The sequence below is a fragment of the Paenarthrobacter sp. 10L420 genome (assembly GCF_056395385.1).
Map to the genome: position 1 here is coordinate 33,219 of NZ_JBFTJK010000007.1, position 18,324 is coordinate 51,542.

Annotated in this window: 15 protein-coding genes; 10 read left to right on the forward strand and 5 right to left on the reverse strand. The window is 62.8% G+C overall.

Translation table 11 applies throughout. The features are described from left to right. Window positions 1-73: 73 nt before the first annotated feature. Complete coding sequence (locus AC1DD5_RS12425; RefSeq protein WP_477521612.1) at window positions 74-2,599, reverse strand: DNA gyrase/topoisomerase IV subunit A; 2,526 nt, start codon at window positions 2,597-2,599, stop codon at window positions 74-76. Window positions 2,600-2,654: 55 nt separating this feature from the next. Here AC1DD5_RS12425 and AC1DD5_RS12430 point away from each other — a divergent pair, with 55 nt between their 5' ends. From AC1DD5_RS12430 to AC1DD5_RS12445, 4 genes are all read left to right on the forward strand, one after another. Beyond that, window positions 2,655-5,342 carry a bifunctional acetate--CoA ligase family protein/GNAT family N-acetyltransferase gene (locus AC1DD5_RS12430; RefSeq protein WP_477521613.1) on the forward strand — a complete coding sequence of 896 codons (2,688 nt, stop codon included), beginning with the start codon at window positions 2,655-2,657 and terminating at the stop codon, window positions 5,340-5,342. Window positions 5,343-5,423: 81 nt separating this feature from the next. Then, the gene (locus AC1DD5_RS12435; RefSeq protein ID WP_442006498.1) at window positions 5,424-6,149 is read left to right on the forward strand and encodes a DUF5998 family protein; all 726 of its coding nucleotides are present in this window, start codon (window positions 5,424-5,426) and stop codon (window positions 6,147-6,149) included. A gap of 20 nt (window positions 6,150-6,169) precedes the next feature. Then, the gene (locus tag AC1DD5_RS12440) at window positions 6,170-7,375 is read left to right on the forward strand and encodes an alkaline phosphatase family protein (protein ID WP_442006499.1); all 1,206 of its coding nucleotides are present in this window, start codon (window positions 6,170-6,172) and stop codon (window positions 7,373-7,375) included. After that, window positions 7,368-8,132: a thymidine kinase gene (locus AC1DD5_RS12445; RefSeq protein ID WP_477521614.1), complete on the forward strand. Its 765-nt coding sequence runs from the start codon at window positions 7,368-7,370 to the stop codon at window positions 8,130-8,132. The genes AC1DD5_RS12440 and AC1DD5_RS12445 overlap by 8 nt, the downstream gene beginning before the upstream one ends. 40 nt (window positions 8,133-8,172) lie before the next feature. Here AC1DD5_RS12445 and sepH read toward each other — a convergent pair whose 3' ends face one another. Further along, a complete protein-coding gene (sepH, locus tag AC1DD5_RS12450) occupies window positions 8,173-9,561 on the reverse strand; it encodes a septation protein SepH (protein WP_477521615.1) in 1,389 nt (462 codons plus the stop codon). Window positions 9,562-9,867: 306 nt separating this feature from the next. Here sepH and AC1DD5_RS12455 point away from each other — a divergent pair, with 306 nt between their 5' ends. Further along, a complete protein-coding gene (locus AC1DD5_RS12455) occupies window positions 9,868-10,167 on the forward strand; it encodes a DUF4193 domain-containing protein (protein WP_216923072.1) in 300 nt (99 codons plus the stop codon). A gap of 38 nt (window positions 10,168-10,205) precedes the next feature. Here AC1DD5_RS12455 and AC1DD5_RS12460 read toward each other — a convergent pair whose 3' ends face one another. Then, window positions 10,206-10,697 (reverse strand): DUF3093 domain-containing protein, encoded by a 492-nt coding sequence (locus AC1DD5_RS12460; protein WP_442017535.1) that lies wholly within the window; start codon window positions 10,695-10,697, stop codon window positions 10,206-10,208. 79 nt (window positions 10,698-10,776) lie between these two features. On the opposite strand from AC1DD5_RS12460, the gene dut reads away from it, so the two are divergent. From dut to AC1DD5_RS12475, 3 genes are all read left to right on the forward strand, one after another. Next, window positions 10,777-11,286, forward strand: coding sequence for a dUTP diphosphatase (gene dut, locus AC1DD5_RS12465; protein WP_442006503.1), 510 nt, complete (start codon window positions 10,777-10,779; stop codon window positions 11,284-11,286). Window positions 11,287-11,342: 56 nt separating this feature from the next. After that, complete coding sequence (locus AC1DD5_RS12470; protein WP_477521616.1) at window positions 11,343-12,116, forward strand: DUF3710 domain-containing protein; 774 nt, start codon at window positions 11,343-11,345, stop codon at window positions 12,114-12,116. Between the two features lie 366 nt (window positions 12,117-12,482). Continuing rightward, the gene (locus AC1DD5_RS12475) at window positions 12,483-13,265 is read left to right on the forward strand and encodes a DUF3159 domain-containing protein (protein ID WP_477521617.1); all 783 of its coding nucleotides are present in this window, start codon (window positions 12,483-12,485) and stop codon (window positions 13,263-13,265) included. On the opposite strand, the gene AC1DD5_RS12480 is transcribed toward AC1DD5_RS12475, so the two are convergent. Together AC1DD5_RS12480 and AC1DD5_RS12485 are read right to left on the reverse strand one after the other, a co-directional pair. Then, window positions 13,235-13,969 carry a potassium channel family protein gene (locus AC1DD5_RS12480; RefSeq protein ID WP_442006507.1) on the reverse strand — a complete coding sequence of 245 codons (735 nt, stop codon included), beginning with the start codon at window positions 13,967-13,969 and terminating at the stop codon, window positions 13,235-13,237. The genes AC1DD5_RS12475 and AC1DD5_RS12480 overlap by 31 nt on opposite strands. After that, window positions 13,969-14,640 carry a potassium channel family protein gene (locus AC1DD5_RS12485; protein WP_442017531.1) on the reverse strand — a complete coding sequence of 224 codons (672 nt, stop codon included), beginning with the start codon at window positions 14,638-14,640 and terminating at the stop codon, window positions 13,969-13,971. Before AC1DD5_RS12485 ends, AC1DD5_RS12480 begins: the two co-directional genes overlap by 1 nt. Window positions 14,641-14,755: 115 nt before the next feature. Here AC1DD5_RS12485 and AC1DD5_RS12490 point away from each other — a divergent pair, with 115 nt between their 5' ends. Next, complete coding sequence (locus AC1DD5_RS12490) at window positions 14,756-16,732, forward strand: APC family permease (RefSeq protein WP_477521618.1); 1,977 nt, start codon at window positions 14,756-14,758, stop codon at window positions 16,730-16,732. Next, on the forward strand, window positions 16,729-18,096 hold the full coding sequence (locus tag AC1DD5_RS12495) for a class I SAM-dependent RNA methyltransferase (protein WP_477521619.1): 1,368 nt from the start codon (window positions 16,729-16,731) through the stop codon (window positions 18,094-18,096). Before AC1DD5_RS12490 ends, AC1DD5_RS12495 begins: the two co-directional genes overlap by 4 nt. Window positions 18,097-18,324: the final 228 nt, after the last annotated feature.

Genomic DNA, 18,324 nt, shown 5'->3' on the forward strand with positions numbered 1-18,324 from the left:
CGCAGCAAGCAGGGCCGGTGGTCTTAAACCACCGGCCCTGCTGTTGTTCCCTGTGCCATTGCTGGCTGTTGGCCTACTCGGTGGACGCAGCCATTTCGTCCCAGGCCATGCTCGGACCGATCGCCTCCACTGGCTGGGACAGCGGCACGCCAGACCCATCCCTGCGGCCATGCTCGTGGGGAAGTGCGCGGGCCACTCCGGCGGCCGATGACGCCTTCGCTGGTCCGTGTCCGGCCCACGCCAAGAGCAGGGTGTCTTCGCCCTTGAGGAAGCGGTGTACGCGGACGCCGCCGGTGGCCCGCCCCTTGGACGGGTATTCGTCGAAGGCAGTCACCTTCGCGGTCCCCGGGGCAGTGCCCGGCAGAGCGCCATTGGTTCCCGCAATAGTGACAACGACGGCGGCGGGATCGTCTGCGCGCACGGTGCCAAAGTGGATGACTTCGTCGTCGTCAGCGAGCTTGATGCCTGCCATGCCACCAGCGGTCCGGCCTTGCGGACGCACGTTTGACGCACTGAACCTTAGCAATTGGGCTTGCTTGGTCACGAAGACGAGTTCGACGTCGTCCTCCTGGGCCGGTTCAACGGCAAGAACGGTGTCCTTGTCCTTGAGCGAAATGATTTCCCAGTCCTCACGGTTCAGCGGGTACTCCGGCTGAACACGCTTAACCACGCCCTGCACGGTTCCAATCGCAAGGATGGCGTCCAACGGAACGAACGCAACCAGTGTCTCGCCCTTGAGAAGAGTGATGAAATCCTTGGCCGGCACTCCACCGGCCAGATTTGGAAGGCCTCCGACAGGGGGCAGGGCTGGCATGTCCATGACCTGTAGGCGCAACATGCGGCCCAGGGAAGTGACGGCGCCAATCTCGCCACGTGCCGTGGTCTTCACCACCGAACGGAAGACGTCGTGCTTCGCCCGCGGACCAGCCTCGGCCAGCGGTTCCTGGTTGGTTGTCCGCGCGATCTGCCCGGACACGCTGAGGAGGGCCCAGCAGGGGTCGTCCGGGATTTCGAGGGGGAGCGCTGCGGCCTTGCCCTTGGGCCCCGGTACCGCCGCCGCAAGGGCCGCGGCGACCGTGGGCGAAACTGCCTCGGACTCCAGGAGTACGGTGCGTCGGGGCGTACCGTACTTCGTGGCGATTTCGGCCAGCTCACCGGAAACCAGGTCACGGAGCAGCTCGTCGGAGGCAAGGATAGCCTCCAGCGCTTCGATCTCGCGGCGCAGCTCGTCCTGTTCCTTCTCCAATTCAAGGCGGGAGTACTTGGTCAGCTGCCGTAGGCGCAGTTCCAGGATGTAGTTGGCCTGGATCTCGGTGAGGTCGTAGATGGACATCAGCCGTTCACGGGCTGCGGAAGCTTCATCAGAGGAGCGAATGATCTGGATGACTTCGTCGATATCGACGATCGCGATCAGCAGGCCTTCCACCAAGTGCAGGCGGTCCTTCTTCTTGCCCAACCGGAAAGCCGTCCGACGCCGGACCACGTTCAGACGGTGGTCCACGTAAACCTGCAGGAGCTCCAGCAGGCCAAGGGTCTGCGGCTGGCCGTCAACCAACGTGACGTTGTTGATGCCGAAGGAATCTTCCATGGGCGAATAGCGGTACAGCTGCTGAAGCACGGCGTTGGGGTTGAAGCCGTTCTTCAGCTCGATGACCAGGCGCAGGCCATGGTTGCGGTCCGTAAGGTCCACGACATCGCTGATGCCGGTCAACTTCTTGGCGTTGACGGCGTCCTTGATCTTTTCGATGACCTTTTCCGGGCCAACCATGTAAGGCAGCTCGGTCACCACCAGGCCGGTGCGGCGGGCAGACAACTGCTCCACTTCCACCTTGGCGCGCGTCTTGAAGGAACCGCGGCCCGTGGCATAGGCATCGCGGATACCGTCCAGGCCCACGATGCGGCCACCGGTGGGAAGGTCCGGACCCGGGACGTACTTCATGATGTCGCCCAGCGTCGCATCCGGATTAGCGATCAAATGACGTGCGGCCGCAATGACCTCAACAAGGTTGTGCGGAGCCATGTTGGTTGCCATGCCGACGGCAATGCCCGTAGTTCCGTTAACCAACAGGTTGGGAAACGCTGCCGGGAGGACGTCCGGTTGGGTCAACTGGTTGTCGTAGTTGGGGACGAAATCCACGACGTCTTCGTCGAGGTGGTCCGTCATGGTCAGCGCAGCCGCGGCCAGGCGTGCCTCCGTGTAACGCGGGGCTGCCGGACCGTCGTCGAGTGATCCAAAGTTGCCGTGGCCATCGATCAACGGCAGGCGGAGGGAGAAGTCCTGTGCCATGCGCACCATGGCGTCATAGATGGCGGCATCGCCATGGGGGTGGAGCTTTCCCATGACTTCGCCCACGACGCGCGCACTCTTGACGTGGCCCCGGTCCGGGCGCAAGCCCATGTCCGCCATCATGTAGAGGATGCGGCGCTGAACCGGTTTGAGGCCATCACGTGCGTCAGGAAGGGCTCGGGAATAGATCACCGAGTAGGCGTACTCCAGGAAGGAGCCCTCCATCTCGGAAGTGACGTCGATATCGACGATGTTCTCGGTGAAATCGCCGAGAGGCTCGCCTTTGCGTGCGGGAGTTTGGCTGCGGGCCATGGGGTCGGTGGATCCTTGAAAGTTGTACTGCGGATGTTTTAGCTAGGCTAAGCCTATGGTGGATCAGCCCGACGTCGGCATTTATCCGGAATATTGGGAGGCCGATGTCGTCCTGCGCGACGGCGGGACAGCCCACATCCGTCCCATCCGCCCCGAGGACGCAGACGCCCTGCAGGCCTTCCATGCCGGGCAATCGCAAACTTCCATCTACATGCGGTTTTTCTCCTTCAAGCCCAAACTGTCCGGAAAAGAAGTGCGGCGCTTCACTGAAGTGGACCATGTGAACCGGGTGGCATTCGTCATCACGATCGGTGGCGAAATCATGGGCGTGGGCCGCTACGACCGCCTGGAGGACCCCGACGAAGCCGAGGTGGCCTTCAACATTTCGGACGCCCATCAAGGCCGCGGCATCGGCTCGATCCTCCTGGAGCATCTCGCGGCGGCCGCCCGGGAGAACGGTATTCGTCGGTTCGTTGCCGAGGTCCTGCCCGAGAACCGCAAGATGCTCATGGTCTTCGCTGATGCCGGCTATGACCTCAAGCGCGGGTTTGACGACGGCGTGGTGAGCGTCGAGTTCAATATCGACCCCACCGAGAAATCGCGGGCCGTCATGGAGTCCCGCGAGCACCGCGCAGAGGCCCGCAGCGTGCGCGACCTCCTGGCGCCGTCGTCGGTGGCTGTCATTGGTGCCAGCCGCAAGTGGGGGACCGTAGGCTACCAACTCCTGGAACACATCATTGAAGGTGGGTTTGAGGGCCCGATTTATGCGGTCAACCCCGAAGCCTTCGAGCTCGCCGGAATGATCTCCTTTGCACGCTTATCGGAGATCCCCGGGCCTGTGCAGCTGGCGATCATCGCCGTGCCTTACGTGGAAGTGCCCAAAGTAGTGGACGACTGCGCAGCAGCGGGCGTCAAGGGCATCGTGGTGGCAACCGCCGGATTTGCCGACGACGGCGAGAGGGGCCTTGCGCGCCAGCATGAGTTGGTGCGACGCGCCCGGGCCAACGGAATGCGGGTGATTGGCCCCGAGTCGCTGGGGATACTGAACACTCATCCAGCTGTGTCCCTCAACGCCTCCATGGCTCCGAGCATGCCGCCCCGCGGGGGTCTGGGCCTCTTCAGCCAGTCAGCCGCCGTAGGCGTAGCCGTCTACGCCGCGGCCCGACGACGCAGGTTGGGCCTGTCCACCTTTCTCTCCGCCGGGAACCGCGCGGACGTCTCGGGTAACGACGCCATGCAGTACTGGGAGGACGACGCCGATACTTCCGCTGTAGGGCTCTACCTTGAGTCAATCGGGAATCCCCGCAAGTTCTCCCGGCTTGCCCGCCGGTTGTCCCGGAGCAAACCGGTGATCGTCGCAAAGTCCGATGTCACGGGCCTCCGCCTGCCGCCCGGACATGAAGTCCGGACCACGCAAGCACCCGCCGCCGCAGTGGATGCAATGATGCGGCAGGCAGGCGTCATCAGGGTGGGAACCATTGAGCAATTGATGGACATCGCCCAGATTGTCTCCTCCCAGGCATTGCCCACCGGCCCCGGCGTGGCGGTCTACTCCAATTCCGTCGCCCTGGCGAAAGTCGTCGCTGACAGTGCGGGACCCCTCGGGCTTGATGTGAACCGGATGGTAACGGACGTCGACCTCGACGCCGGCATGTCACTCGCCCTTCCAGCGCTCCGGGAGAGCCTGCGGGCAAGCCTCGCAAACGAATCTGTCAACGCCATCGTGGCCGCACTCCTGCCGGCACGCGGACTCACCGTAGAAGCGTTGGCTGGTGTCCTGGCCGAGTGCGCGGCCGAGGCCGGCAAACCCGCGGTGGCGGTGTTCACAGGCATCCTGGACCCCTCCATCCCCGTGGAAGGAATGGTAGGCAGCTCTGATGGTCCTTTACTGCCCTGCTATTCCAATGCAGGTGCCGCCGTAGGCGCCCTGGCCGCGATCGTTCGCTACGCCCAATGGCTGGACCGCGACCAAGGACTTTTCGTCGAACCCGCTGGCTGCGACATCGAAGGGACCAAGGAATCCCTGGCAAGGATGCTGACCGGTGTGACAGGCGAAAAACTCCACAAGCTCGACGCCGGTGCTGCCGCCGAGTTACTGGCCGGCTACGGTATCGCCGTGGTGCCAACAATCGGATTCGACACACCTGAGGAAGCCGTTGAAGCAGCCGAACGCGTGGGCTGGCCGGTGGTTCTGAAGACCACTGATCCCGCCCTAAGGCACCGACTGGACCTGGGCGGCGTCCGGCTGGACATTCAGGATGCAGAGTCCTTGCTGCAGAACATCGCCCAAATGAAGCGGGCGCTGGAACCTTACGGTTCGCCATCGCTTGAAGTTCAGGCAATGGCCCCGGTAGGCCAAGCATGCACCTTCCGGGCCATGGAGGATCCCCTGCTGGGTCCAGTGGTATCTTTCGGCTTGGCAGGGGACGCAGTAAATCTGCTGGACGATTGGGCACACAGGGTCCCACCATTGTCTGCAGCAGACCTGCACGACCTCATCCGCTCGCCACGCGCTTCCAGGAAACTGTTCGGCTACCAAGGCCTCCCCGCCGTGGACGTGCCTGCCCTTGAGGACATTGCCGCGAGGCTTGCCAAACTCAAGGATGACCACCCCGGAATTGCCCTGGTGGAATTCAACCCTGTGCTCGCGGGCCCCGCCGGTGCAACGATTCTGGGTGCGGATGTGTGGATAGGTAACGCGGCCCGGCGCACCGACAGCGCTCGCAGGGCAATGCGCGGTTAAGGGCTCCCTGTAGGCCAGTGACCGGTCCAGGGGCGAGGCCGACAGTTAGGAAGTCCCCAGTGGATCTGTGAAAATGGGGGAATGAGCACCCAGTCTCCGACGCCTCAGTCCCGTCCGTCCAATGCCGGGCTCCACAGCGCCCATAACCACAGCCTGCAGGGACAGAGCCTGGACCAAGCGCTGCAACAGGCTGGTTTCTACCCCCGGCTGGTGGCCGACGTCGTGGATGACGCCTTGGATGGCCGCGATTGCCTGTCACACCTCGTGCACCTTGAAACACACTTTGATCGCGCCGAGGTTCGCCGCCACATCACAGTGCTGGTGCTCACGGAAGACATGCTGGTGATCACCCACGTTGACGATCAGCAGCTGGATGAAGCCGGGGAACAAATCGTCGCCCAGATTTCCACGGAGTCCGTGCCGGTTGCACAGATCCGTTCGGTGGTCCTTAGCTACATGTACGCCCAGCCGCAGGACTACAAGCCGTCGGATCCCGTGCGGGAAATGACAGTCTCCATCGCCTGGTCCGGTGGGCAGCGGCTGGATATGGGCCCGGCAAGCTGCGGTGACCCGCAGTGTGAAGCGGACCACGGCTACAGCGGAACCATCGCCCAGGAAGATATCGTCCTGCGCATCAGTGCCGAAGCGGACGGCCTCCAGGCAGTCCAGGATGCGAAGGTCTTCGCACGCGCCCTTCGTGCCGTGAACACGGCAAATCCCACACCCATCCCGCACACAGGCATCCCCGCGCCGCGGCCACGTTCGGGGGTCTTCAGCAACCGCTTGAGCCGCGGACACCAGCGTTGAGGGTGACTGCACAGGAGCACATGCAGCCGACATCCGGTACGGCGCCGGCCCCGGACCTCCCTTCGCCCCCGCTTTTTGGGAGCAGGTCGATCGCCGAAGTTTTTACCAGTGCTGCCGCCAGCATGGGCATCCCCGGATTTGCCAACCAGCTTCACCTGCCTGCTGCGCCGCGTGTCTGTGTGGTCCTCGCCGATGGCCTGGGCCGCAGCCTGCTCAAGCAAAAGGCTTCGCACACACCGTTCCTGCGTTCCCTCCTGTCCAGCGGACAGGGCAATGTCCCCAACTGGATTGATTCCGCTTTTCCCAGCACCACGGCAGCTTCCCTGGCCAGCCTGGGAACAGGGCTTCCCGCCGGGCAGCACGGCATGGTGGGCTATGACGTCCTGGATCCTTCCCAGGACAAAGTAGTGAACCTGCTGGGCAACTGGGACGCCCATGTGGACCCTGCGCTTTGGCAGCCGCACGCTACCGTCTTCGAACGCATAGGGGCCGAAGCCGACGTCGTTACTGTGAGCCTCCCGCAGTTCGGGAATTCGCCGATGACCCAGGCTGCCTTGCGGGGCAGCCGTTTCGTGGGCGGCACGAGCCTGCATGCGCGCACAGCCGCTGCAGCAGAGGCCATGTCCGGCGGTGGCCGTTCCCTGATGTACTTCTACGTCAATGAATTGGACAAAGCAGGTCACCGCTACGGCTGCCAGTCCGACCGCTGGGAACACCAACTTGAAGAGCTCGACTCCACTGTCAAAAGATTGTCCGCGACGCTGCCGGCGGGAACCACTATCGTGCTGACCGGGGATCACGGAATGCTGGACGTTCCCGAGTCCCAGCGCATTGACTACTCAGCTGATGCTTCACTCGTCGCCGGGGTCCGCCACACTGCAGGCGAGCCCCGCATGGTTCATCTTTACCTTGAGCCCGGCCTTCCGGACACGCACCGCGAGTTGCTCATCTCCGCCTGGCGGGCAAGGTTTGGCGAACGCATCTGGGCTTTCACCCGTGAACAGGCGATAGGCGCAGGGCTGTTCGGCGACGTCCAGCCGGACGTGGCGCCGCGCATTGGCGACGTCATGATTGCCGCACGGGATACCCTTGCCCTTTACGACACCCGCAGGGTCCGTCCGGCATCGTTGGAAGTAGTGGGCCAGCACGGCTCCCTGACGAAGGCGGAACGCGAAGTGCCGTTCCTTTGCTTCCCGGCAGCCGGTAAAAAGGGCAAACGTGGCTGAACTCGTCTTCTTCTCCGGCACCATGGACTGCGGCAAGTCCACACTGGCTTTGCAAATGGACTACAACCACCGTGCTCGGGGCAGGGGCGGGGTACGGTTCAGCTGCAACGACCGCGCAGGTGATTCGACGATTTCCAGCAGGTTGGGCCTGAAGACAGACGCCGTTGAAGTCCATGCGGACACGGACTTCTGGGATGAAGTGGTTGTACGCCGGACCGGTGGGCTCCGCGTGGACTACCTGATCTGCGATGAAGCCCAGTTCTACTCCGCCGCCCAGGTGGAGCAGTTGGCACGCCTGGTGGATGAGATGGACGTGGACGTCTTCGCGTTCGGGATCACCTCGGACTTTCGAACCACCCTGTTTCCCGGCTCTCAACGTCTGATCGAACTCGCCGACAAAGTACAGGTGCTCCAGGTCGAGGCACTGTGCTGGTGCGGGCGTCGCGCAACTCAAAATGCCCGAACGGTGGACGGCATCATGGTGGTGGAAGGGGACCAGGTCATGGTCGGCGATGTCGCACCCCAGACAGGCGGCGACGCCCCGGGCGTGAACGATCAAATTACCCCTGGAGAAGCTGGCGGCCATGAACCCGTGGTGGGCTACGAGACCCTGTGCCGACGCCATTACATGCGCCGCGTGACAGCCCACGGCGCCAACCTCATGGCTGGGGGAGACCCGACTCTTCCGTTCGACGTCGATGCCTGCCTATGGCCGGGAGCCGGTTCCGGCAGTGGCTCCGGCTTGACGCGTAGCTAGGGCTGGTCGCCGCGCCAGAGGTTAGTCGCCACGCCAGAGGTTAGTCGCCGCGGGCGCCGAAGACGATCTCGTCCCAGCTGGGGATACTTGATCGTTTCGGACGCGAGGGCTGGCGCTCTACGGGCGCCTCAGCATCCTTGTGCGTGTTCCGGTCCTCGGCCTCGAGGGATGCCTTGTCCTGTGAGGCTGTCTCTGTACGGGAGGCAGCACGATCAGTCTGTGTTTGCGGGGATGTGGCTCCGCCAAGCAGTTCGTCCAGCCCTGCCCGTTGCATCTGGTTGGTCGCGGAATCGATTCGATCCGCATCTTTGGGCTCAGGAGCGCTGGCCGCCCCCGGCTTGCGGTCGGTTAAGGAAGTAACGGGCCGCAATGGGCTTGCCACAACGGTGATTTCGCGCGTCTCCGTGCTGACGCCGTCATGGAGTTTCAGCGCGTCGTCGTCCGCGTCATGGTTCCGGGGCGCCAGGCTCAGCCGGGACAGCATGGACGGACGCCCATCCTTCCGCGTTGGCTCAGCCGCAGGGGAAGCTTGCGGTTCTGGGTGATCTCCGGCGGGTTCCTCGGCCGGCTCCTGATCTTCCCCGCCAGAACGCGGGTGGGCGGCCGGAACGTTGCTGAGCAGGACGGCCAAGGCGTCATCGCCGTCTTCGTCCACGCCCAGGCGCAGCCCACGGCGTGAGCGGAGCATTTCCAAGAGGCTGTCGGATTCCTTCGCCGACGCGCGTGCCGCGGTTTCGGCGTCGGTCTCGAAGTCGAAAGGACGATCCGAGACGGCGGCAAGCCGGCGTGCAGGAACGGGTCCGTCCAAGGGCTCCAGTTCACTGAGCTGCTGAGCCCAGCGGTTGGCGTTCTGCAGGGATTTCCGCTGCGGACTGAACGTCCACATGGCCGGTGGCTCCTCGCCGATGCTTCCGTGCGTACCGGGAACTGCATCAAAGCGCGCGACGACGGTCCAGGAACCATCGGAACGGCGCCAGGAGTCCCATTCAACCGTTGAAGAATCGATGCCGTGCGCCGACAGGCGGTGGGCCACCATTTCGCCGAGCGTCGCTGGGTTGTCGCCAAAGGCAGAGCGGTAGATGTCATGGCCAGGGGCCGGGGAAGCTACTTCAATGTTTCTGGCCTGCTGCGCAACGTACTCACGCTCGGCAAGGACAGGGCCCTCGTAACGTTGCACGTTGGCAAGGGGCAGCCCGGACAACTCCGCCACTTCGGCCGCCGTGGCTCCGCTGCGGATTCTGGACTGGATATCCCTGGGGGACATGGCAATCGGGGTGTTTGACGCCCGCGCAGCGACCTGGGCGGGTGTCCGGCTCGTCGCGGCACGAAGTGCCTCGTCGATCGGAAGCTGGAACATCGCACCGCCGGGTCCGCTCAGGAGCAGATGCCCGCCGTCGTCGTGGACGCCTACCAGCCGTAGATCCTGCATAACACCCTCCACCACATGGCATAACTGACATTCGAAACTCTGCCACCCCCGTTGCCCTTTTCCTACTAGGACAAAGGGCGTGCCGTGATATTCCGGCGAAAGAGTCAGATTACAGGGTGGATCCTTTCCAGCCATCCCAGCCCAATTTGCCGCCTCTGGACAATCGCTGGGCAGGGGAGGACAATCTGGCCGATATCGGGCACAAATCCGGGGCGTCCGGCGTTACACCCTTAGACCGGCGGCGGGCACGAAATCCGCCAGGCCGGAATCCTACCCGGAGCAAGTACGACAGGATGAAGAAGGACCATGGCCACGGATTACGATGCCCCTCGAAAGACCGAGGAAGACGTCAGCGAGGACTCGATTGAGGAACTCAAGACGCGCCAGTCGGGGAAGCAATCCTCCGCGGTGGATGTCGATGAGACCGATCTTGCCGATGGCTTCGAGCTCCCGGGAGCAGACCTCTCCGGCGAAGAGCTCCTGATTCAAGTCATGCCACCACAGCCTGACGAATTCACGTGCTACAACTGCTTCCTTGTGAAGCACCGCTCCCAGATTGCCACTGAGAGGGACGGGCACCTGTACTGCACGGAATGCGAGAGCTAGCAGTACCGGCGACTTCAGGAGCTACCTAAGGGGAGCGGCTACCGCGCGCCCAGGGCAGCGACGAGTTCGTCCGGGTGGCGCGAAGAGACCAGCCAGTAAGGCGTTCGATCAGCGGGATCGGTAATGTCGATTTTCACCACGGCATCGACCCACCCGCGGAAGCACATGTAGGCGAGGCCGTTGAGGCGGGTTCCACGTTCGGCGGTGGCCTCGTCTTTTTTGAAGGCCTCGGCGGTGCCGACGAATTTGCGGTCGATAGTGGCACGTCCCACCCGAAGGCTGTCCCGCGTAACGGTGATGGTAGGTGTTGTAACCACCAGCAGGGTGGTCATGACGGCCAGAAGCACCAGGGCGGCGATGACGCCCGCGGCGGCACTGATGGGCGCGAACATCAGGATTCCAGCGCTCGACAGGCCCACGACGACAACCCAGATCCAGATGGTGGGCCATAATTTCTCCGTGAACAACACCTCGGAGGCGGAGGGAGTATTCCGGGCAGGCATGGGGGCGGACTGGTCAGACGTAGGCATGGGTCCAGCTTATCGGCCCTTGGGCTGGCTATCTCCCCGGAGTGCCCGCATGGATGTGCCCCACGTAGAATGGTCCACTGTGAGCAACGAGACCGCAGTATTCAGTAATGACACCACCGCAGCGTATGGCACGCCCACTTTGGACGTTCAGCTGAAAATGCTCGACGCCGGACTGGAAGCACCGTCCTATGCGCACCCAGGCGATGCTGGCGCGGACCTCCGGGCCCGCGAGGACGTTAAACTTGCCCCGGGCGAGCGGAAATTGGTTCCTACGGGCGTTTCAATTGCCCTCCCTGACGGCTTTGTGGCACTGATCCACCCGCGGTCCGGCCTCGCGACCAAGCATGGCCTCACGGTTGTCAACGCACCCGGAACTGTGGACGCAGGTTACCGCGGCGAAATCGCCGTCACGCTGCTGAACACAGACCAAAACCACGCCATTGAGCTCAAGCGCGGCGATAGAATTGCCCAAATGGTGATTCAGCGCGTCGAGTACGCGCGCTTCGTGATGGTTGATGATCTATCCGACTCCGCCCGCGGTACGGGCGGCTTTGGTTCCACTGGCGGATTCAACGCACCGGTGGCCTGATAACCCACGGGGTTGCGGTTTACTTGGGGATAGACCACTACTAAGGAGACAACCCAATGCTTTTTGGGCGCGGCAAAAAGTCCAAGGCCGAGCGGCCGGAAACCGCTGGCACCGTCGAGGAAAACGACGCGGCTGAGGCAACAGCCCCTGCAACCGGCGCGTCCGGTACCAAGGGTGATTTCCGGCTTGGCAAAGGTCCTTGGGACATCGATGAGATCGAGGAACGCGACGGATACGTGGATCTCGGCGCACTGCTGATCGCACCCGCCGATGGACTCCAGTTGCGACTGGAAGTGGAAGAAGCTACTCAGCGCGTGGTGGCAGTGACCATGGACCTGGCAGGGTCAAGCCTGCAGCTCCAGGCATTCGCCGCTCCGCGTTCGGAAGGCCTGTGGGACGAGATCCGCGAGCAGATTGGCCAATCCGTAGCAAGCCAGGGTGGCGAGACAGAAGAAGTATCTGGAACGTTTGGCACAGAGCTCGTCGCCAAGCTCCCCGCCGAAGCTACTGACGGCAGCCGGGGTTTCCGGGCCGCCCGCTTCATGGGGGTGGACGGTCCCCGGTGGTTCCTGCGTGGTGTCCTCGGCGGCGAAGCTGCCCTGGACCGGGACGCCGCAGCAGGCCTGGAGGAGCTCTTCCGGCGCGTGGTTGTTGTACGCGGCGACAATCCGATGCCGCCGCGCGAACTGTTGCAGCTGCGTCTGCCCAAGGATGCTGCCGCCCAAGCCCCAGCTCAGGCCCCCGCTGAAGCTTCCGATCCCGCTGCACAGCAAGGTGGTCCCGCCCTGCACCAGCCGGAGCGGGGACCGGAGATCACCCAGATTGGCTGATACGCCCGGCTTGCCAGGATCCGCCGGGCAGCAGTCCCGGCAACACGGCGTCCGTGATCTCCCTGCCCGCGGCCGGGCCACCTGCACTGGATTCATCGAATCGGTCACGTACCAGCCGCCAAGTGAGCAACCCTTCTTTTCGGCGATTGTCGTGGACGCGCTGGAGCACAGTTCCCAACCATCAGTGGGTGGCGGGGGCGTGAAAAGGCCGTATGCACGGTTGCGCGTCATCTGGTTGGGCAGGAACCGGGTACCAGGGATTGAAGCAGGAGCGGAGTTGCGCTTGAACGGCGTGGTGACACATAAGGATGGCCTGCCTGCGATGTTCAATCCACGCTACGAAATACTTTCCCGTCAGGAGCACTTATGACAGTGGCCAATGGATCAGAACCTAAGGATCCGGCGCAGCCTACGACCGGCAAGGGTGAAACTCCGACCACGGGGTCAGCCAAGACCCCTGCAGCCGAAAGCCCGGGGGTCGCGGATCTAGCTGCGGGCTATGCAGAAAAGGCGGGACTTCAGCGCAACAGTGCCGGCCATGTGGACATGTTGAAGTCTGCCGGGGGAGTGCAAGGCATCGCGGAGAGCATCCTGCCTGGCCTCGTCTTCCTCGTGGCCTTCACCATAAGCCGCGACTTGACGATTTCGTTGGTGGCAGCGTTGGCCACGGCAGCGATTTTCACTGTTGTTCGCCTGATCCAGCGACGCCCGTTGACGCAGGCACTTGCCGGTGTGGTCGGCGTCGGGATTTCTGCTTGGTTGGCCAACACCACGGGGAAGGCTGAAGACTTCTACGTTCTGGGCTTCTTCACCAACATTGCCTATATTGCGGGCATGGTGCTGTCCATAGTGCTCAAGTGGCCTATCGCCGGCTTGCTGTTTGGTTTCGTCCGCAACGAGGGTCTCGAATGGCGCAAAGACCCGGAACGCCTGCGGGCGTACCAGCTTGGCACGTGGATTGTTGTGGCGGTGCTTGCGCTGCGGCTGGTGGTGCAGGTGCCACTGTACTTCCTGGGTGAGCCAGGCTTGACGGCGTTGGCTACCACCCGGCTCCTCATGGGTGCACCGCTATACATCCTCGGCCTTTGGGTGGCATGGCTTGTTACCAAGCCCGCACCTCAACCGTCGAAGCCGTCGTCCTCCGCCTGATCAGTAACGCTGGCATCGCCGTCGCGGGGTCCTTGGCCCGCCATTGAGGCTGGTGACAACAGGGCCCGCAGTCCGTCCTCTGCCTGGATGGTGGTGACGAAGAACAGTTCGTCGCCACCATCGAGGACATCGTCACGACTTGGGGTGATGGGTGCCTGATCACGCAGGATGGCTACCAAGGTGGCGTCTTCGGGCCACTCAATGGCGCCCACTGTGCTCCCAATGACGTGGGAGTCGTGGGGAACGGTAAATTCCACGATCGAGGCGACGCCGGTCTGCAATGTCAACAGCCGGACGATGTCGCCGATTTCCACGGCTTCCTCAACCAGGGCAGTCATAAGCTGGGGAGTGTTGACGGCGACGTCCACACCCCAGGAGTCATTGAACATCCAGTCGTTCTTGGGGTTGTTGACACGCCCAACAGTGCGCCCTACGGCGAATTCCGTCTTGGCCAGCAGGGACACCACGAGGTTCACTTTGTCATCACCGGTAGCGGAAACCACGACGTCGGCATCCTCAAGTTTGGCGTCCTGAAGGGTGCTGAGTTCGCAGGCATCGCCCACCAGCCAGCGCGCACCCCGAAGGCCGCTGCGGCCAATGACTTCAGGCTTGAGGTCGATGAGCAGGATTTGATGGTTGTGGGCCAGGAGCTCACGGGCAATGGACGAGCCGACGCTGCCTGCGCCAACGATGACAACTTTCACTAAGACTCCTTGGCCGGTGCTTTGGCAAGGACCCGGCTGATCTCCGAAGTCCTGTCCAGGCTCAACATTGCATGGACGGTATCGCCTTCCTGATAGGCCGTGCCTGGCAGGGGCAGGAGGCCCTCGCCGAAACGCGTCAGGAAGGCGACACGGATGCCTGCGGCAGCTTCAATGGACGTCACGCTATGGCCAATCCATCCCTCGTGCAGGTCCACTTCCGCCAGGACGAGCCTGCCGGATGGCTCCCGGTAATCGCCGGCGAGATGCTGCTCCGGAAGGATGCGCCTGAGGACCTGGTCGGCGCTCCAGCGCACCGCGGCTACGGTGGGAATGCCGAGGCGCTGGTAGATTTCGGCGCGTCCGGGATCGTAGATGCGGGCCACGACGTGTCCAACATGGAATGTCTCCCGTGCCACACGGGTGGCCAGGATGTTGGAATTGTCACCACTTGAAACAGCGGCGAATGCGTAGGCCTCTTCCACTCCTGCCTGCTTGAGTGTGTCCCTGTCGAAACCTACGCCGGTGACCTTGCGGCCGGTAAACGTGTTGCGAAGCCGACGGAACGCCCGCTCGTCCTGGTCGATGATGGCCACCGAATGGCCGGCGTCTTCCAAAGTGTGTGCCAGGGTTGCGCCAACACGGCCGCAACCCATGATCACGAAGTGAGCCACCGTGTCTCCTTATGTGTGTTTACCGTGTCGCTGCGTATGACTTTACCGGTGCGCTGGACGTAAGTCGGAGACCGCCGTCATGACATCGCTGGGGATTCAGAGTAGTTTTGCGAAAGTGTTGACAATACTGAATGCTGCGAAGCGTGTGTTGGTGGGCCGGCCAGTCCGGAATGACCGCCTATCCCACACCCTCTTGCCCAAGCGCATCGCTTTGCCGATCTTCGCCTCGGATGCCCTGTCTTCGGTGGCCTACGCACCGGATGAAATCCTGCTGACCTTGGCTCTCGCGGGTGTGAGCGCGGTAGCGTTCTCCCCCTTTGTTGGGTTGGCAGTGATGGTGGTGTTGCTCACAGTGGTGGCCTCTTACCGCCAGAATGTGCACGCCTACCCGTCGGGCGGAGGGGACTATGAGATTGCCAACGTCAATCTGGGCAAGTACGCCGGGCTCACCGTTGCTGCTGCGCTCCTCGTGGACTATGTCCTGACCGTTGCAGTGTCGATGTCCTCTGCCGCTGCATATCTCACCACGGCGATCCCTTCGTTGCACGGCCAACAGGCGATGATCGCGACCGTGGGCGTGATCATTCTCGCTTTGGTCAACCTGCGAGGCATCAAGGAGGCCGGCACGGTCTTCGCCGTTCCCACCTACATTTTCATGGCCTCCATCATTGGCATGACCCTCGTGGGCATCTTCCAGGCCATTACGGGACAACTGGGCCAGGCGGCGTCCGCCAACTTCACCATCGTGCCGGAGGCCGGCTTCGACGAAGGCCTCGTTGGCCTTGCCGGTGCATTCCTGCTGCTGCGTGCCTTTTCCTCGGGTGCTGCTGCCTTGACGGGTGTGGAGGCGATCAGCAACGGCGTGCCCAATTTCCAGAAGCCCAAGAGCAAGAACGCTGCCACCACCCTGTTGTTGCTCGGCGCGATCGCGGCGGCCATGCTGGCCGGCATCCTTTACCTCGCCAACGCCACGAAGGTGCACATTGTCTTGGATCCCGCCAAGGAGTTCCTCCTTGATGGCAAGCCGTTGCCCGAGGGCTATATCCAGAATCCGGCCATCAGCCAGATCGCCGACACCATTTTTGGGGCCGGTTCCATTCCGTTCTACATAGTGGTGGCTGCCACCGGCGTCATTCTCGTGTTCGCTTCCAACACCGCGTTCAACGGCTTCCCTGTGCTGGGCTCCATCCTGGCGCAGGACGGTTACCTGCCCCGCCAGCTCCGCACCCGTGGCGACAGGCTGGCCTTCAGCAACGGCGTGCTGGCCTTGGCTGCCGGAGCGCTGGTTCTCATCCTTTCGTTCAACGCTGATGTCACCAAGCTCATCCAGCTGTACATCGTGGGGGTCTTCATTTCCTTCACCGCCAGCCAGCTCGGTATGGTCCGGCACTGGGGCCGTGAATTGAAACTGGCACGGGACAAGGCGGTCCGCCGCAGGATCATCAAATCGCGGACCATCAACATGGTGGGTTTCGGCATGACTGCGCTCGTCTTGGTCATCGTCCTCATCACCAAATTTGAGCAAGGTGCCTGGATCGCACTTCTGGCAATGTTCGTGCTGTTCCTCATCATGTGGAGTATCCGGGCGCACTATGACAATGTTGCGAAGGAATTGGCTGTTGACGAGGATTCATCGCCACGCGCGCTGCCTACCCGTGTCCACGCCGTACTGCTTGTTTCGCACGTCCGCAAACCTGTATTGCGGGCCCTGGCTTACGCCCGGGCGTCGCGGCCCTCGCGACTGGATGCGATTACCGTGGACATCAACTCCGAAGAGACAGAACATACCGTGCGGGATTGGGAGAAGCTGGAAATTCCAGTACCGCTCACCGTACTGGCCAGCCCCTACCGTGAGACCGTGACTCCCATCATGGAGTACATCAAGAACATGCGACGCGACTCACCCCGGGACTTGATCGTGGTGTACATCCCCGAGTACGTCGTGGGCAAATGGTGGGAGCAGTTGGTTCACAACCAGACGGCACTCAGAATCAAGACGCGGCTCCACTTTGAACCTGGAGTCATGGTTGCCAGCGTTCCGTGGCAGCTGAAGTCCTCCGAAGAAGCAAAGGCACTGCAGGATACACAATGACCTCCCACAGCATTTCCCCCCTCACTGACAACAGCGGAGGCCAAGGTACGCCCGGCACCGAACTGACCGTTGACGTTGGCCCTGTCGCACACGGCGGGCATTTCGTCGCACGCCATGAAGGCCGCGTCATCTTCGTACGCCATGGCATTCCGGGGGAGAAGGTCCGGATCCGATTGACCGACTCCGGCGACTCGTCGCGCTTCTGGCGTGCCGACGTCGTCGAGGTCCTGGAAGCCTCGCCGGACCGCGTGCCGCACTTCTGGAAGCCAGCCGATTCGCTGGCGGCCTGGCAGCACGGGAATCCACCCGTGGGCGGCGCCGAGCTCGGCCACATTTCCCTGCAACGGCAGCGTGCCCTGAAGGCCGAAGTGTTGTCCGAGCAACTCAAGAGACTCGCGGGCCTGGACCTCGCGGTCGAGGTTGAGGGCGTGGGTGCCAACGACGACGGCGGACTCGGTTGGCGTACGCGCGCCAGCTTTGCTGTCACACCCAAGGGACGGCTGGGAATGCATGCCCACCGTTCGGACGTCGTGGTGCCCATACGGGAGATGCCACTGGCGCTCTCCGGAATCAACGACCTCAAGTTGTGGGACCTTGATCTCAGCGGGATAGCACGCGTAGAAGTGGCGGCGCCAGCCAATGGCTCCAGGCCGCTCGTGTTGCTGGCGCCGGAGGAAACAACCAGTCCCAAGCGGCTGCACAGCATCCTTTCGCAGTTGTCGCACGAAGTTTCCGTAGCCAGCTTCGATCCCGGCAAGGGCCAAGTACTGCAGCTTCGGGGACGGACCTGGGTGCAGGAATCGGCGGCAGGGCATGAATACCGTGTGACGGGCGAAGGCTTCTGGCAGATTCATAAGGACGCGCCGGAGACGTTGGTCAACGCGGTGACCGGCTACCTGGCAGGTGGAGGGTATCTCCAACCCGGTGCTGCGGTGGCGGACCTTTACGCCGGTGCAGGCCTGTTTACGGCACCCTTGGCTGATGCGGTAGGCGTCACGGGTTCGGTATTGTCCGTTGAGGGATCGCCTGGCACCAGCCGTGATGCCCGCAAGAACCTGCATGGAGAATCCCACGTTGAGATCGTGCAGGGGCGAGTGGAGCGGGTATTGCACCAACGCCCCCGGAACTTCGATTCCCTGGTCCTGGACCCGCCGCGCGTGGGGGCTGGAAAAGCAGTGGTAAACCAACTCATGGCCTCACATCCCCGCGCAATTGCCTATGTGTCCTGTGATCCGGCTTCTTTTGCACGTGATCTGGGTTACTTCCAGCAAGGCGGTTGGCGCCTGGAGTCGTTGAGGGCGTTCGACCTGTACCCCCACACGCATCACTTGGAGACCGTCAGCCTCATCGTTCCCGCCGGTTAGGCGTCTATCGCCCGCCGCGCCACCGGATGGCGGGCGATTCGTGGAGGGTGCCGCGCTGGGTGCAACTGCCTGCGGCAGTGCTTCAACATGATCGATGCCACTACGATGGGCATAGTAGTCCCACATAGCAGCCCCACTCCGCGTAGTTCCGCGGGGGATAGGGGTTGACCAACTGAGAGTGCCGCCCGGCTAAGTAAGGTGCGCCTAACTGGCTAGCGGCCAACCACG

Coding starts and splice junctions, on each gene's coding strand:
- AC1DD5_RS12425 (WP_477521612.1), bottom strand. CDS start 2,599: ATGGCCCGCAGCCAAACTCCCGCACGCAAAGGCGAGCCTCTCGGCGAT.
- AC1DD5_RS12430 (WP_477521613.1), top strand. CDS start 2,655: ATGGTGGATCAGCCCGACGTCGGCATTTATCCGGAATATTGGGAGGCC.
- AC1DD5_RS12435 (WP_442006498.1), top strand. CDS start 5,424: ATGAGCACCCAGTCTCCGACGCCTCAGTCCCGTCCGTCCAATGCCGGG.
- AC1DD5_RS12440 (WP_442006499.1), top strand. CDS start 6,170: ATGCAGCCGACATCCGGTACGGCGCCGGCCCCGGACCTCCCTTCGCCC.
- sepH (WP_477521615.1), bottom strand. CDS start 9,561: ATGCAGGATCTACGGCTGGTAGGCGTCCACGACGACGGCGGGCATCTG.
- AC1DD5_RS12455 (WP_216923072.1), top strand. CDS start 9,868: ATGGCCACGGATTACGATGCCCCTCGAAAGACCGAGGAAGACGTCAGC.
- AC1DD5_RS12460 (WP_442017535.1), bottom strand. CDS start 10,697: ATGCCTACGTCTGACCAGTCCGCCCCCATGCCTGCCCGGAATACTCCC.
- AC1DD5_RS12470 (WP_477521616.1), top strand. CDS start 11,343: ATGCTTTTTGGGCGCGGCAAAAAGTCCAAGGCCGAGCGGCCGGAAACC.
- AC1DD5_RS12475 (WP_477521617.1), top strand. CDS start 12,483: ATGACAGTGGCCAATGGATCAGAACCTAAGGATCCGGCGCAGCCTACG.
- AC1DD5_RS12495 (WP_477521619.1), top strand. CDS start 16,729: ATGACCTCCCACAGCATTTCCCCCCTCACTGACAACAGCGGAGGCCAA.